The 15367-nt window shown below is 66.9% G+C and carries 14 protein-coding genes; 10 read left to right on the forward strand and 4 right to left on the reverse strand.

The genetic code is table 11. The features are described from left to right. Nucleotides 1-80 precede the first annotated feature (80 nt). From ASG79_RS03655 to ASG79_RS03665, 3 genes are all read left to right on the forward strand, one after another. Nucleotides 81-512, forward strand: coding sequence for a LexA family protein (locus tag ASG79_RS03655; RefSeq protein ID WP_056388494.1), 432 nt, complete (start codon nucleotides 81-83; stop codon nucleotides 510-512). A 24-nt stretch (nucleotides 513-536) separates the two neighbouring features. Further along, the gene (locus ASG79_RS03660) at nucleotides 537-1835 is read left to right on the forward strand and encodes a Y-family DNA polymerase (protein ID WP_200953133.1); all 1299 of its coding nucleotides are present in this window, start codon (nucleotides 537-539) and stop codon (nucleotides 1833-1835) included. A gap of 168 nt (nucleotides 1836-2003) precedes the next feature. Continuing rightward, nucleotides 2004-3182, forward strand: coding sequence for an ABC transporter substrate-binding protein (locus tag ASG79_RS03665; RefSeq protein ID WP_056388496.1), 1179 nt, complete (start codon nucleotides 2004-2006; stop codon nucleotides 3180-3182). A 78-nt stretch (nucleotides 3183-3260) separates the two neighbouring features. Here ASG79_RS03665 and ASG79_RS03670 read toward each other — a convergent pair whose 3' ends face one another. Both ASG79_RS03670 and ASG79_RS03675 read right to left on the reverse strand, forming a co-directional pair. Then, nucleotides 3261-4208 carry a carbohydrate kinase family protein gene (locus ASG79_RS03670; RefSeq protein ID WP_056388619.1) on the reverse strand — a complete coding sequence of 316 codons (948 nt, stop codon included), beginning with the start codon at nucleotides 4206-4208 and terminating at the stop codon, nucleotides 3261-3263. 41 nt (nucleotides 4209-4249) lie between these two features. Next, the gene (locus ASG79_RS03675) at nucleotides 4250-5047 is read right to left on the reverse strand and encodes an alpha/beta hydrolase (RefSeq protein ID WP_056388497.1); all 798 of its coding nucleotides are present in this window, start codon (nucleotides 5045-5047) and stop codon (nucleotides 4250-4252) included. 139 nt (nucleotides 5048-5186) lie between these two features. Here ASG79_RS03675 and ASG79_RS03680 point away from each other — a divergent pair, with 139 nt between their 5' ends. Both ASG79_RS03680 and ASG79_RS03685 read left to right on the forward strand, forming a co-directional pair. Further along, entirely contained in the window at nucleotides 5187-5834 is a 648-nt protein-coding gene (locus ASG79_RS03680; RefSeq protein ID WP_056388498.1) for a cyclodeaminase/cyclohydrolase family protein, read from the forward strand. Nucleotides 5835-5878: 44 nt separating this feature from the next. Further along, on the forward strand, nucleotides 5879-6619 hold the full coding sequence (locus ASG79_RS03685) for an SDR family NAD(P)-dependent oxidoreductase (RefSeq protein WP_056388500.1): 741 nt from the start codon (nucleotides 5879-5881) through the stop codon (nucleotides 6617-6619). Here ASG79_RS03685 and ASG79_RS03690 read toward each other — a convergent pair. Continuing rightward, entirely contained in the window at nucleotides 6616-7608 is a 993-nt protein-coding gene (locus ASG79_RS03690) for an IS481 family transposase (protein WP_056388502.1), read from the reverse strand. The genes ASG79_RS03685 and ASG79_RS03690 overlap by 4 nt on opposite strands. A 135-nt stretch (nucleotides 7609-7743) precedes the next feature. Continuing rightward, complete coding sequence (locus tag ASG79_RS03695) at nucleotides 7744-9306, reverse strand: glycoside hydrolase family 32 protein (protein ID WP_056388503.1); 1563 nt, start codon at nucleotides 9304-9306, stop codon at nucleotides 7744-7746. 277 nt (nucleotides 9307-9583) lie between these two features. On the opposite strand from ASG79_RS03695, the gene ASG79_RS03700 reads away from it, so the two are divergent. The 5 genes from ASG79_RS03700 to ASG79_RS03720 all read left to right on the forward strand — a co-directional run bounded on the left by ASG79_RS03700 (nucleotide 9584) and on the right by ASG79_RS03720 (nucleotide 15344). Then, the gene (locus ASG79_RS03700) at nucleotides 9584-11020 is read left to right on the forward strand and encodes a glycoside hydrolase family 32 protein (protein WP_018770334.1); all 1437 of its coding nucleotides are present in this window, start codon (nucleotides 9584-9586) and stop codon (nucleotides 11018-11020) included. Nucleotides 11021-11086: 66 nt separating this feature from the next. Continuing rightward, on the forward strand, nucleotides 11087-12421 hold the full coding sequence (locus ASG79_RS03705; RefSeq protein ID WP_018770335.1) for an ABC transporter substrate-binding protein: 1335 nt from the start codon (nucleotides 11087-11089) through the stop codon (nucleotides 12419-12421). Nucleotides 12422-12445: 24 nt separating this feature from the next. Beyond that, the gene (locus ASG79_RS03710; protein WP_056388621.1) at nucleotides 12446-13327 is read left to right on the forward strand and encodes a carbohydrate ABC transporter permease; all 882 of its coding nucleotides are present in this window, start codon (nucleotides 12446-12448) and stop codon (nucleotides 13325-13327) included. Further along, on the forward strand, nucleotides 13324-14229 hold the full coding sequence (locus tag ASG79_RS03715) for a carbohydrate ABC transporter permease (protein WP_018770337.1): 906 nt from the start codon (nucleotides 13324-13326) through the stop codon (nucleotides 14227-14229). Before ASG79_RS03710 ends, ASG79_RS03715 begins: the two co-directional genes overlap by 4 nt. 95 nt (nucleotides 14230-14324) lie before the next feature. Then, nucleotides 14325-15344 carry a LacI family DNA-binding transcriptional regulator gene (locus ASG79_RS03720; protein ID WP_056388622.1) on the forward strand — a complete coding sequence of 340 codons (1020 nt, stop codon included), beginning with the start codon at nucleotides 14325-14327 and terminating at the stop codon, nucleotides 15342-15344. The last annotated feature ends 23 nt before the right edge of the window (nucleotides 15345-15367 follow it).

The following is a 15367-nucleotide window of genomic DNA, read 5'->3' on the forward strand; positions in this document are numbered from 1 at the left end:
GGGACGGCCGGGGTGGTGCCGTTGTCAGTCTCCGGGTCTACACTGAAACTATCGAACATATATTCGAATAAGGGTGTGTTGTGGGCGTTATTATCGGTCCCCGCGTGATAGATGCGGGCGCCTCGTTATTCACGGTACTGATCTCCCCCGTGGCGGTGGCGGCAGGGTTTCCGTCTCCTGCGCAGGACTACTTTGACGGGCGGATCGACTTGAACGCGCACCTCATCAAGGACATCACCAGCACCTTCGTGGTCCGGGTCACCGGGGACTCCATGGAGGGCGCCGGCATCAGCGACGGTGACGAACTGATCGTGAACCGGGCACTGGAGCCGAAGGACGGGTGTGTGGTGATTGCGGTGCTGGACGGGGAGCTGACGGTTAAGCGCCTCCGCATCACCGGCACCGGCGTGGTGCTGCAGGCGGAGAACCCCAAATATCCGGATATCCACGTCCCCGCCCTGTCCGAGCTGACCATCTGGGGTGTCGCCACCAGGTGCCTGCACCACGTCTGAGATATTCCACGTTTGAGGAGCAGCATGCCTAAGCCGGTGCTCATGCGGCGGATGCCGCAGATCGCCCACGTGGATGTCAACTGCTTCTACGCCTCCGCGGAGCGCGCCTTCGACCCCTCCCTGGAGGGCCGCCCGCTGGTGGTGCTGTCCAACAATGACGGCTGCGCGGTGACGCGCTCCCCCGAGGCGAAGGCCCTGGGCATCGCCACCGGCGAGCCCTGGTTCAAGCTCGCGCCGCGGGCCAAGGAGTGGGGCCTGGTGGCGAAGTCCAGCAACTATGAGCTCTACGGGGACATCAGCTCCCGGGTGATGGAGCTGCTGGGCAGGTACTCGGCGTGGCTGGAGGTTTACAGCATCGACGAAGCGTTCCTGGGCGTGAAGGGAAAACCGGACGAGCTGCTGGCCCTGGGCCGCAGGATGAAAGAGGCCGTGCGGCGGCACGTGGGGGTGCCGGTCTGCGTGGGCATCGCCCCCACCAAGACCCTGGCAAAGCTCTGCAACAAGTGGGCCAAGAACAACGCCGCTTTTGGCGGGGTCTGCCTCTGGGAGTCGGTCCCGGCCGACGTTCGCGAGGCCCTCATGGGCCGGTTGCCGGTGGACGAGGTGTGGGGCATTGCCGGGCGGCTGATGAAGCGGCTCAACGTGTTGGGCATCTTCACCGTGCTGGACCTGGTCCGGGCGGATCCGGTGGCGATCAGGGACAAGTTTTCGGTGGTGCTGATGCGCACCGTCCTGGAACTGCGCGGCACCCCGTGCATTCCCATGGAGGAGGAGCGCATCGGCCGCGACCAGCTGATATTTTCCCGTTCCTTCGCCACTCCCGTGACCACCGCCGCCGGCCTGCGCGAGGTTCTGAGCATCTACGGGCAGCAGGCGAGCGCCAGGCTGTCCAAGCACGGACTGCAGGCGAAAGTGCTGACGGCCTTCGCTGCCACGTCCCCCTTCAGGGATTACGAACAGGCCTACCCTTCGGTCTGCGTCTCGTTGCCCATGCCCACCGCGGATCCACTCCTGCTCACCAAAGCCGCCCACGCGCTGCTGCCCAATATCCGGGATGGACTGAAATATGCCAAAGCGGGCCTGATGCTCACCGACCTGCGGCCCACGGGAAACCAGCCCCCGCTCGAACTGTTCGAGAACCGGCACGAGGAACGCGGCATCGGGCCATTGCTTGAGGATGTGAGCCGCCGGTTTGGACGGGGGTCCATCGGGCTGGGGCATGCGGGCATCAAGTCGGGCCTGGACTGGACCATGAAGCGGGACATGCGTTCGCCCCGTTACACCACGCACTGGGACGAGCTCCCCCTGGTGAAGGCCGCGTAGGGGCACCAGGAGGGCCGAATCAAGACGCTCCGCGACGATTTTTAACGCCCTGCTACGCCGCATTGAGGCTTCGCGTCTCCCCGTGAACCACTGCGACACGAATGATTGTGGGGCCGCCGGGCGCTCCGTAATCTCGTCTCAGCATCAGCCCCAGCAAAGGATTTCCCCATGGCAAACCCGCAGGACAAGAGTCCGCAAAACCAGCAAGCATCCACCCGCATCGTCGCCGGCGGGTCAGCCAAGCCCCAGCGCCCGCTCGGCCTCAAAATCGGCATCGCGGCAGCCGCGCTGGCCCTGATCGGCGGGGGTGCCGCCGTCGCCTCCGCCGTCAACAACGGCACCGCTGCACCGGCAGCCGACGTGGCGCCCGCCGGCAACCCGGCGGCCGAGCTGAAGCTTGGCTACTTCGGCAACGTCACCCACGCCCCCGCCCTGGTAGGGGTCAGCAAGGGCTTCATCGCCGATGAACTGGGCAGCACCAAGCTCAGCACCCAGGTGTTCAACGCCGGCCCCGCAGCCATCGAAGCGCTGAACGCCGGCGCCATCGACGCCACCTACATCGGCCCGAACCCGGCCATCAACTCCTTCGTGAAGAGCCAGGGCGAATCCGTCAACATCATCGCCGGTGCCGCGGCCGGCGGCGCACAGCTGGTGGTCAAGCCGGAAATCGGCTCCGCTGCAGACCTGAAGGGCAGGACGCTCGCGTCGCCGCAGCTCGGCGGCACGCAGGACGTCGCCCTCCGGGCGTGGCTTGCCACCCAGGGCTACAAGACCAACGTGGACGGCAGCGGGGACGTCGCCATCAACCCCACCGAGAACGCCCAGACCCTAAAGCTGTTCCAGGACGGCAAGCTCGACGGCGCGTGGTTGCCTGAACCGTGGGCGTCACGCCTGGTACTGACGGCCGGCGCGAAGGTCCTGGTCGATGAAAAGGACCTGTGGGATGGCACACTGTCCGGCAAGCCGGGCGAGTTCCCCACCACCATCCTGATCGTGAACCGGAAGTTCGCCGCCGACCATCCGGACACCGTCAAGGCACTCCTGAAGGGGCATGTGAAGTCGGTCGAGTGGCTGAACGCGGCACCGGCCAACGAAAAGGCAACTGCCATCAACGCCGCGCTCAAGGAAGCCGCCGGGGCCGAACTGAAGGCCGACGTCATCGACCGTTCACTGAAGAACATCGTCTTCACCGTGGACCCGCTCGCCGGAACCTACCAGAAGCTCCTGGCCGACGGCGTGACTGCCGGCACCACCAAGCAGGCGGACATCAACGGCATCTTCGATCTGCGGGCCCTCAACAGCGTCTCGGACGGGAAGACCTCGGCAGCGGGGCTTGGCAAGGAGTAGGCCCTCCCTCCATCGGTTGCTCCGCAGGTGTCCTTTTGAGTACTCAGAACGGCACTTGCGGAGCAGCCGATTCGACTCTTAGCCCTCTTCGGCCGTTCCCAGCCGGTCCATCTCAGCCCGCGTCGGCGGGTTGGCGCCGGGCCGCGACACCGTGACAGCCGCTGCACGGGCAGCATGCGCAAGGAGTTCGGCCAGCCCTTCGGCAGGCAGGTCGCGCAGCGCCCCGCGGTTCTGCGCGCCGTCCAGGTCCCGGTCCACCAGGCCGGACAGCAGCGCCGCCATGAAGGAATCCCCAGCCCCCACGGTGTCCGCCACGTCAACTTTCGGTGCGGGAACGGACGCTTCGCCGGCGCGGCACACTCCCCACGGCCCATCCGCGCCCCGGGTCACCACCACAAGCGCCGGCCCCTCCGAGCCTCCCAGGGCCAGCCACTTCCGCGCCGAGTCCAGGACGTCCTGCCCCGGATAAAGCCATTCCAGGTCCTCGTCGGAGGCCTTGACCACGTCCGCCAGGGTGACGAACTTCTCCGCCTGCCGCCGCGCAAAGTCCACGTCGGTGATGATGCTGGGCCGGCAGTTGGGATCGAAACTGATGGTGGCCGAGGGGTGGGCGTACTCGACGGCGGCCAGGACTTCGGTGGCACCAGGCATCAGCATCGTGGCTATCGAACCCGTGTGCAGCAGCGTGGTGCCCTGCAGCATGAAGCCGAGCCGGTCCGCGAGGCCCGGGAGCTCCCAGGTGAGGTCGAACGTGTAGGTGGCGGCGCCGTCGTCGTCAATCAACGCGGTGGCCACGCTGGTGGGCAACTCATCCGGCGGTACCGGCAGCATGACGGAACTGGCGCGCAGGTGGGCAGCCACCGAATCGCCGTACGCGTCCCGGCCGTAGCGGCCAATGAACTGCACCGGATGGTCCAGCCGGGCCAGGCCCACCGCAACGTTCAGCGGGCTGCCGCCCACATGGGCCTCAATTCCGGAGGCGCGCTGGACAACGTCAACAAGGCCTTCGCCGATCACTGTGAGCATGGTCATACTCTGCCAGAAAGCGGACCGGTCAGCAGGTCGTGTCAGCGGAGCAGCCCGCCCACCAGTTCCCGGCACGTGAGATACGCCTCCGCCGTGACGTCGATCAGGGCGAAGTGGTCCCCCGGCACCCTGACCAGCTGTGCCGGCACGGGTCCGGCCTGGCTGGCCTCAACATAGGTGGTGGACATGCTGAGGGGGACGTCGTCGTCCCCCAGCGCGTGGACGGCATAGACGGGAACGTCCAGCGGCAGCGCGGCCATGGGGTCGGCCATGCGGTGGCGTCCGGGAAATTCCGACGACGGCCCGGCCAGCAGGTTTGCCACCGCACCATCGCTGAGGCTGAGCCGCTCGGCCCCGCCCAGGTTGAGGACCCCCGACTGGCTCACCACCCCGGTGAGGCGGACGCCGTCCGTGCTGTTTTCCACCTGGCTGCCCTCTGCGGGTCCGAGCCCCTCCAGCCTGTTCCTGCCTGCCGCCCACACCGCCAGGTGCCCGCCGGCGGAATGGCCCAGCGCCACTACTCTGCCCAGGTCCAGCGCGTGCGGTGCTGCCAGGTCGGCCAGCTTGTCGATGCCGGCCAGGATGTCCTGGAAGGTGCCCGGCCAGCCGCCGCCGTTGCCGGCACGCCGGTACTCGAGGTTCCAGGCCGCCATGCCGTGTTCCGCCAGGTCCTTGGCCAGCGGCTCCCCCAGTTCGGCCCCGTAAGTGGAGCGCCAGTACCCGCCGTGGATGACCACCACCACGCCCCGGTGCCTCCCGCCAACCGGAAGATCGGGAAGGAAGAGTTCGCCCCACTGGCTGGGGTCGTCGCCGTAGTCATGGCGGTAGCGTCGCGTCACACTGGCCCACTTTAGCGGCCCGGATCGCCGGAAGAGCCCCGTGTTTCCGCGGCCAGGCCCATCAAAACTGGGCCAGAAGCGCGCGGTGCCGCCGTGCCCTGCCGTTTAGCCCCTCACTTTTCTGGGCACGGTCCCTGGCATGGAGGAACCTGTAGTGACCACCCAAGGGTCAACGGTGGAAGAGTGGACGCGCGCGCTGGCGGAATCCACAGGCTCACCCGGCGGAGGGGCGGGGACAGGGCTGATGCTCGCCGTCGCCGCCTCGCTGACGTCCATGGTGGCCGGCTACAGCGGGGACGACGGCGAGGAGCCGGCCCGGATACGCGCCCGGGCGCACGCACTGCGCCAGGAAGCCCTGCGGCTGGCAGATGACGACGCGTCCGCTTCCAAGGCGTTCGGCGCCGCCTTCCGGCTGGAGCCGGGCCAGGAGCGGGAGGAGGCGATCCGTTCCGCGTCGCTGGAAGCCGCGGCGTCCTCCGCCCTCCTGGGCGAACGGGCCATCGGGGCCATCGACGACCTGGGCTGGCTGGCAACAAACGGCAACCGGTCGCTCGTGGCCGATGTCGTCGTCGCGTTCGGCGCCCTTCGGGCTGCCGTTGCCGGGGCACGCACCAACGTCAGCTTTGACCTCGGGTCACTGCGGTCCGCCGGTGCAACCCTGGACCAGGTCCGGGAACAGCATCCGGACCTGTGGGCCGCCGTCGAGAAACTCAACGGAGCCATGGAGCGCATCGACGAATTGACAGCTGCGATTGACCACCGCGCCGCCCCCACCGACGCCGTCTGACGCCGGGATACTGGTACAAACCCAGGAACAAGGGAGGGCCGCGCATGGCACGCGTTTTCATCACCGGATCCACCGACGGGCTTGGCCTGGCCGCGGCGGAGACGCTGCTGCAGGACGGCCACGACGTGATCGTGCATGCGCGGTCCTCCCGGCGCGTCCCCGCGGTGCAGCACCTGCTGGACCGCGGGGCGAACTGCGTCACCGGTGACCTCGCGGTTGCACAGGAAGTCCGGCAGATCGCGGACCAGGCCAACGCGATCGGCGGCATCGACGCGGTCATCCACAACGCGGGCGTACTCAACGGTGCGGCCCTGCTCCCGGTGAACGTGGTGGCCCCGTACCTGCTCACCGCCCTCATTCCCGGCCCGCGCCGGCTCATCTACCTCAGCAGCGGCATGCACCGCGGCGGCAGCATCGGCCTGGACGGCCTGGACTGGGCAGGACGGACGACGACGGCCTCCTACTCCACAACGAAGCTGCACGTCACTGCGTTGTCGGCAGCGCTGGCCCGCCTTGTCCCGCATGTCGCCAGCAACGCCGTCGACCCCGGCTGGGTACCCACGCGGATGGGCGGCCGGTCAGCTCCGGATGACCTGGAACTGGGGCACCGGACCCAGGAGTGGCTGGCCACCAGTGATGATCCCGGGGCCCTGGCCAGCGGGGGCTACTGGTACCACCAGCACCGGCAAACGCCGCATCCGGCGGCCACCGACCCCCGGTTCCAGGACGCCCTCCTGGCCCGCCTTGCGGACCACACCGGGGTCACCCTCGACGCGCTGGCCTAGCTGTACTGCCCAGGCAGGTTGGTTAAGCGGCTGATGGGCGGGTGGCCTCCGATTGCGGTGTGGGGCCTGTGGTGATTGTAGTGGTGCAGCCATGCCGGGAAGGCGTTTCTGCGGGCTGATTCCGTGGCGTAGAAGCGCTTGAAGGCCCACCCGTCGGCAAGGGTTCTGTGGAAGCGTTCGATCTTGCCGTTGGTCTGCGGGCGATATGGCCGGGTCTTCTTTGCCGTGATCCCCAGTTCTTGGCAGGTGTCCCGCCAGAGATGTGATTTGTAGGCCGCCCCGTTGTCAGAGAGAACCCGTTCCACGATGACGCCGCGGGCAGCGAACCAGGACACAGCCCTTTGCAGGACTGCTACTGCGGTGGCCGCTGTTTCATCGCCATGGATCTCCGCGTAGGCGACCCGTGAATTGTCGTCAATGACCGTGTGTACGTAGGCGGTCCCGATCAGCGGGCTACGGTGTCTGCTGCGCGGCTTTGACGGAGTCGCAGCACGGTTCTGCTTGCCTTGCTGCCGCCCGACGTAGCGCCAGCCGCCGCCGTCGGGGATGTTGCCGAGCTTCTTCACATCCACATGGATCATCGCTCCGGGAGTCACGTGCTCATAGCGGCGGATGACTTCTCCGGTGCGCTTGTCCACGTGATGCAGGCGGTTCAGCCGGCACCGGACCAGGACCGCGTGCACGGTCGAGGCCGGCATGGCCAGCTTCGCCCCGATCGCGACCGGTCCCAGCCGTTGCTTCCAGCGCAGGTGCACAACTTTGCGCACCAGCTGCTGCGGCGTCCGGTTGGCCACCCGGTACGGGCGGGAGGACCTATCAGCCATACCGGCCTCACCCATCGCGGCGTAACGGGCCGCCCACCGTTTCGCGGTCGGCCAGGAGCAGTTGAACTGCTCGGCAGCCCGGGATACCGGCCAGCCGTGGTCAACGACCAGACGCGCGACGCGTAAACGTTGGCGCGGAGTCAAAGCGGCATTAGCGTGGGACATGAGGACCTCCTGGTCGCTGCAGCGGTTGTCTAAGCAACTCCACTGTGCAACCGGAGGTCCTCACCTTTGGCTCAACGACTCCAGCGAGTCATCACATTCACCGAACCAACGTCCCTGGGCAGTACACCTAGCCCTTCACGCGGGGGCCGCCAGTTCCCGGATGGTGATGCCGGAAAAGATGGCCGGGCCGCCGTCGGTGTACAGCGAGATGCCGGTATCGCCGTCCGCAAAGTGCACCTGCTGCGACAGCACAGTGTGGCCGGCGTTAACGAACACTTCCACGCTCTGGGTATCCACCAGGACGCGCAGGTGGACGGACTTGGCGTTGAGGTCGATGGGCGCCGCCGCCCGTGTGTAGGGCACCAGCGAGTAGCCGGGGAGGTCCGAGGGCGCCCGGTCAACGTACAGTTCGGCCCCATACTTGCCGATGTTCGTGTGGCGGGTCCCGTCCGCCGAGCGGCCAACGGAGACCCCCACATTCGTGGCCGCCTCCCATGAGATGTCGAGCTCCAGCTCGTAGGCGCGGCCGTTCCAGGGCAGGACGGCACTCCCCTCCACGGTCCGGTCCGGGAGCCCGGTGGTGGCCGTGGCATAGCCGGCGAGCGCCCTGACGGGGCTGCTCAGCAGGCTGTACCAGCCCCCTGCCTGGCGCTCCAGGCGCAGTTCGCGCACCACCGAGTTCTGTCCGTTGTACCCGTCCGTGGCATCGGTGGGGACATCCCGGGCGGCGTACTTCCAGTTGTTCATCCAGGCAACGGCGTAGCGGCGCGTCTCCGGTGCTTCGGCCGCAGGCCAGGTCACCGCCGCGTACCAGTCCCAGCCCCAGTCCAGCCATTGCGGATTGTCCACGTCGTCGGCAAGGAACTGGTTACCGTCCCAGGTTCCCGTCCAGTAGGCGTAGGTCATGGGCAGCCCGATGCTGTACGCATCCATGCTGGCGCCAAGCACCCAATGCCAGGTCCCGTCGTCGGCCTTCATCTGGAACAGGTCCGGACACTCGATGCCGCCCAGCGCGTGGTTGGGGTAGTCGAAGTTGCGCTTCAGCTGCCAGTCCCGCAGGTTCACCGACGTGTAGAAGGCAGCGTAGCGCGCCCGGCCAATCACGCACACCCACTCCCCGCGGGCTGCGTCCCAGTGGATCTTCGGGTCGCGGAACCATTCCGCATTTTCAATTTCCGCCTGGGTAACGGCCGTACGCCCGTCGGTGTTGGCAATGACCGGTTCGGGCAGGGAGGTGAAGGTGTAGCCGCCGTCCGTTGACCAGTAGAGGTACTGCTCCTGGTACTTGCGGATGCCGCCCGTGGGCTGCGTTGCCAGCACAACGACGGCACCGGTTCCGAAGCCTGCGGTATTGCCCGTATCCACCACTGCGGAGCCGGACCAGACAGGAAAGTCCGGCTGCAGCGGAAGGGCAACCCCGTGGTGCGTGAAGGCCACACCGTCCGCGGTGGTGGCGTGGTCCCAGCCGCCGGGGCCGTTGTTCTGCGCGGAACGCAGGTAGTAGAGGTGGTAGGTGCCGTCCAGGTGAACCGGACGCTGCGGGTCGCAGAGCCAGCCCGACGGCGGAGTCATGTGGTAGGCGGCCCGCAGTGAGGTTTGGGCGCGCGCGGGGACGGTGAGTCCGTTGCCCAGGAACAGGGCGAGCGCGCCTGCTCCTGAACCTTGCAGGACGTGGCGGCGGGACAGGGCGTGGGTCATCGTTGACTTCCTCTCATGGCCGGCGTCATCGCCGGGGCGCTCGACGGCGCCGGGACCCTCGTCAGCCCAGGACTCACCGCCGTGCTTAAGCGCTTTAGCAGGAGAGGGTAATGTCCATCCATTCGACTGGTCAAGCGTTCCAGCAAAATGGCGCCCGTCACAATGCGGCCGAAAACGACAGGGGAAAGTATTTTTGCTAAAACGCTTGATCAAGTGGCGCATTCCACGCTACCTTCGTGGTGATCAAACGCTTTAGCAGAAATGGACATCACCGCTGATGAGCTATCCCGTCTTCTTCCAGCCCGCCGATGCCTGGGTTGGAGACCTTATCCCCTTCCAGAAGGACGGCGAGTTCTGGCTGTTCTACCTTCACGAAGTCCGGGCCGAACCCAAGCCGGGCACCGCCTGGAACCTGGTGACCACCAAGGACCTCACCCAGTTCCAGGACCACGGGGTGGCCCTCCCCCACGGAACAACGGAGGAGCCGGACTTCAACTGCTACACCGGCAGCATCGTGGCCGACGGGTCCGGGGTGCACCACCTGTTCTACACCGGACAGAACCCCGCCAACCTCGGCACCGACGGGCTGCCCCTGCAGCTGGTCATGCACGCCACCAGCACGGACGGCATGGACACCTGGACCAAGCACCCCGGGCTCACCTTCGGGGCACCCACCGGGTATGAATCCGCTGACTGGCGGGACCCCTTCGTCTTCCGCGACGAAGCCGCCGGCCTGTGGCGGATGCTGCTCGCCGCCCGCCACTCCGACGGGCCCGAGCGGCGCCGCGGCGTCATCGCCCAGTGCGTCTCCACCGACCTGATGACCTGGACGCACACGGACCCGTTCTGGGACCCCCGCCGCTACATCACCCACGAGTGCCCGGACGTCTTTGAATGGAACGGCTGGTGGTACATGGTCTACTCGGAATTCTCCGAAACCTTCACCACCAGGTACCGCATGGCCAAGAGCCCCACCGGCCCGTGGACCGTCCCCGCCCTGGACAGCGTGGACGGCCGCGCCTTCTACGCCTCCAAGACGGCAGAGCGGGACGGCCGGCGGTTCTTCTTCGGCTGGATTGCCAGCAAGGAAGGGAATTCCGACGACGGCGCCTGGCAGTGGGCGGGCACCATGGCGGTCTTGGAGGCGCGGCAGAACCCGGACGGGACTTTGGCGTTCGGGTTCGCCGACGAGCTGGTGGACAGCTTCTGGGACGACGTGCCGCTGGAGCTTGAAACCGGGCTGCCCCTCCGGCTGGACGTGCCGGACGGCTACGGCGCCGCCGTCGCCACCAGCAACCTGCCCGCCCAGTTCCATGCCAGGGCGGTGTTCGATATCCAGGCCGGAACCACCGAATGCGGAATGCTGCTCCGCTCCAGCCCGGACGGTGACCGCTCCTACGTCCTCCGCCTCGAACCGAAGCGCGGGCGCCTGGTGTTCGACCGCTGGCCCCGGACCATCACCGGCGACGCCCAGTGGCACGTGTCCGGCGATGTTCCCTTCGCCATCGAACTCGAACGCCCCTGCAACCTTCCACCCGGCCGGCACACGCTGGAAGTGGTGGTGGACGGGGACCTCTGCGTCGCCGTCGTGGACCGCCAGGTGGCGCTCAGCACCCGGATCTACGACCTTCCCGCCGGCGCAATCGGCGTGTTCGCCGGCGAAGGATGCGTTACCGTCACCGACCTCGAAGTACGCAAGCGCACCGACAACTGAATACCACTCCTCCGTTCCACCTGACCCGTTCCACATGATCCACTCCAATCAAGGGAGATTGCCGCAATGAAGAACCTGTTCCGCGCTGCCGCCGTCGCAGCAGTCACCGCCCTGGCCCTGACCGGCTGCGGGGGCGGAAGCTCCACCAGTTCCACCAACGTCGCCCCCACCGGCGAGATCAAGCCCCGCGAAATTTCGTGGCTGCTGTCCCGCCCGGCCGACGGCGCGGTCATCAACATCATGAAGAAGCTGGCCGACGACTACGGCAAGGACCACCCGGGCTTCAAGCTGAACCTGATCACCACCCCGGACCGCCCCTCCTACATCCAGAAACTCGAAACCCTGGCGGCGGCCAACAAGCTGCCCGAACTGTTCGACACCGACGCCACTCCGTTCGCGCAGCAGCTGGCGAAGCAGGGCAAGATGCTGGACGCCGAGAAGCTGCTGAAGACACTGGACATCTACGACAAATACCGCCCCGGGGCCCTGGACTACCAGCGGTTCGACGACGGATCCCTGTACATGATCCCGTTCCAGTACGAGCTGGAATACATCTGGTACAACAAGGCGCTGCTGGCAAAGGCCGGGGTGGCCGTGCCCAAGTCCCTGGACGACATTCCCGCCATGTGCACCGCCCTCCGCGGCGCCGGCATCACGCCGATTGCCATCGACGGCCAGGACCAGTGGCCGCTGGAACGGTACGCCGCCTACCAGCCCTTCCGGGCAGCCGGACCGGAGTTCGTCCAGAAACTGAAGAAGGGCGAGGCCAAGTTCACCGACCCCGCAGGACAGAAGACCGTCAACTGGCTGGCGGAACTGGGCAAGGCCAAGTGCTTCCAGGACGGGTTCTCCGCGCAGGGCTATTCAGACGCGCAGAACCAGTTCACCTCCGGCCAGGCCGCCATGTACAACATCGGCACCTGGGAATTGCCCAGCCTCGCCACGGACAAGCTCAACCCTGCCGTGCGCGACGACATCGACTTCTTCACCCTGCCCACCACAGCCGGCTCGGTGACGGCGGCCAACGAGTTCGTGTCCCCGTCGGGCATCGGCATGGCGGTCAACGCCAAGACCTACGATCCGCTGGTGAGCGACTTCCTTAAGTTCGCCCTCCAGAAGTACCCCGCTGAATACGCCGCCACCGGGGCACTCTCCCCCACCACCGACGTCGAAACCGCCATTCCTGCCAACGCCACGCCGCTGTACCGGAAGGCGCTGGACCAGGCCAAAGACCTGGGCGCCAAGCAGGCCATGCCCTGGGACACCCAGCTGGACCCCACCACCAACGGGCGGCTGCAGCAGGAGCTCGTCCTGCTGGTGCAGGGCGAAATCACGCCCCAGCAGTTCACGGAGACCATGGACAGCACCATCGCCCAGAACGCCCCCAAGTTCTTCAAGTAAAGGCCAGCCATGCTCCCCAACAGGATGCTTCCCAACAGATCGAGGACCTCAGTCCTGGTCTTCCTGCTCCCGCCGCTGCTGCTGTACGGCGCGGCCGTCCTCTTCCCCATCCTCCAGTCGCTGTTCCTGAGCTTCTTCTCCTGGAACGGCATCAGCGACATGGAATTCGTGGGACTGGAGAACTACCTCCGCATGTTCACCGCGGACGACATCTTCTGGCGGGCGTTCCTGAACGCCCTCCTCTACCTGGCCATCTGCCTGGTCCTGCAGCTGGGAGGCGCCCTGGTGGTGGCCAGCCTCCTCACCTCCCTCCGCCGCGGACGGGAGCTCATCAAGACCCTGTACCTGCTGCCTGCCGTGATCTCCACCGTGGCCATCGCCTTCCTCTTCGTGCGGATCTACTCGCTGGAGCCGGTGGGCCTGCTCAACCAGCTCCTGCACTGGATCGGGCTGGGCAGCCTGGAACGGCCCTGGCTCTCGGACGTCAATACCGTCCTGGCGGCGGTGTCCGCGCCGGAAGGCTGGCGCTTCACCGGGCTGTACATGCTCATCATCTACGCGGCGCTGCTGGCGGTGCCCAAGGAGCTGGAGGAAGCCGCGGTCCTTGACGGCGCCTCCCGGTGGACCCTGTTCACCAGGATCCGTTTCCCGTACATCCGCCCGGTGTGGATCACCACCACGATCATGGCCACCACCTACGGGCTGCGCGGCTTCGACATCCCCTACCTGATGACCAACGGCGGTCCGGGCCAGTCCTCGGAACTGCTCACCACCTACATGTACAAGACCGCGTTCACCAGCACGGACTTCGGCTACGCCAGCACCATCTCGGTGTTCATCGTGGTGGAGTGCCTCGTGGCCGTCGGCCTCATCCTGTTCCTGCTCAAGCGGAAGGCAGACGCATGATCACCCAGGCAGCCCCGCCCACCCGGCCCGCCGCCGTCGTCCCGCCCACACCGGCCGCACCACGCCGCAGGCGCCGGCCGGACCTGTTCCGGACCCTGTCCCGCGTGCTGATCATGCTGATCGTGATCGTGCAGGTCTACCCGCTCGCGTGGCTGTTCCTCACCAGCCTCCGCACCGAACACGACTTCGCCACCGGCGACCCCTTCGCCCTGCCCGGCGCCCTGACGTGGGACAACTACGCCAGGGCATTCGAAACAGGCGACCTGGGCCGGAACATCCTCAACAGCTTCGTGGTGACCATGGGCGCCAACATCCTCATCGTCCTGCTGGGCATGATGGCCGCCTACGCCATCCAGGTGCTGGGCTTCCGGCTCAGCAAACTGGTCCGCGGGCTGTTCCTGATCGGCATCATCGTGCCGGTCCAGATCGCCCTGGTCCCCCTGTTCATCGACTACTCCACGGTGAACCTACTGGACACGTACCAGTCCATGATCATCCCGCTGGCCGGGTTTTCCCTGCCCATGTCCGTGTACCTGTTCTGCTCGTTCTACGAGTACATCCCCAAGGAAACCTATGAGGCGGCCTCCCTGGACGGCGCCGGGCCCTACCGGATCTTCGGGCTGATCACCCTGCCGCTGTCCCTGAACACCGTGGTCACGGTGGTGCTGGTCAACAGCATCTTCATCTGGAACGACTTCATCTTCGCCAACACGTTCGTCCTGTCCGAGGAGCTGAAGACCATTCCGCTGGGCCTGCAGAACTACATCGGCGCCATGGGCAAGGTGGACTGGACGGCAACCTTCGCCGCCGTGTGCGTCACCATCACGCCGCTGCTGCTGGTGTTCCTGGTGCTCAACAAGGCCATGATCCAGGGCCTCGAAAGCGGGGCGACCAAGGGATGACCGCCACGGCAGGCAGATATACTCCAGACGGAGGCCAGAAGATGTCAACGGAGAACAAGCCAGGCGGGCCGGCGCCCAGCGCCCAACCGCCGCGGATGCCAGAACGCGCCCATCCGGTGACCCTCCGCGAAGTGGCCGAAGCCGCCGGAGTCTCCACGGCCACCGTCTCCCTGGTGGTCAACAAGAAGAAGAGCGCCAGGATCGCCGAGGAGACCCGGCAACGCGTCAAGGACGCCATCCGCACCCTCGGGTACCGGCCCAACGCCATGGCCAAGACGCTGGTCAGCGGGACTTCGAAGTTCATCGGGCTCGTGGCCGACGGCGTGGCAACCACCCCCTTCGCGGGCCAGATCATCCACGGCGCCCAGGACGAGGCATGGAAGCACGGGTACGCCCTGCTCATCGCCAACACCGAGGGCAACGGCGAACTGGAACAGGACGCCATCAAGATGATGCTCGAGTACAAGGTGCGCGGCATCCTGTACTCCACCTGGTTCCACCGGCAGACCGAGATCCCGGAGCCCCTGCGCGAAGCCGAGTTCGTCCTGGTCAACTGCTTCTCCGACGAGCCCGGCACCCGCGCCGTGGTTCCGGACGAGGTCCAGGGCGGCCGCTCCGCCACCGAAATCCTGCTCCGTAACGGCCACCGCCGCATCGCCTTCATCAACGCCACCATTCCCGCTCCGGCCAAGGACGGACGCCTGGCCGGCTACCGCGAAGCCCTCGAGGAGGCCGGGGTGGCGTTCGATCCCGGGCTGGTGATGGAGGCCTATCCGGACCAGGAGGGCGGCTACGGCGCAACCGCGGAACTCCTCACGCGCGACGTGACGGCGGTGTACTGCTACAACGACCGGATGGCCATGGGCCTGTACGACGGCCTGCGGGAGCGGGGCCTGTCCATCCCGGACGACATGGCGGTGGTGGGCTTCGACAACCAGGAGGTCATCGCCGCCCACCTTCGCCCGCCGCTGTCCACCGTGTCCCTGCCGCACTATGAGCTGGGCGCGGCCGGTGTGCGGACCCTCTTGGGCATCGACGCCGCCACAGACGGGGCCGCCAAGATCCACTGCCCGCCAGTGGAGCGGGCCTCGGTCCGGGCCCAGGCGCGGGCCTAGCCTCACCGGCGCCCCGCCGGCGG

Origin of the sequence: Arthrobacter sp. Soil761, from assembly GCF_001428325.1 — a bacterium.
Lineage (GTDB): Bacteria > Actinomycetota > Actinomycetes > Actinomycetales > Micrococcaceae > Arthrobacter.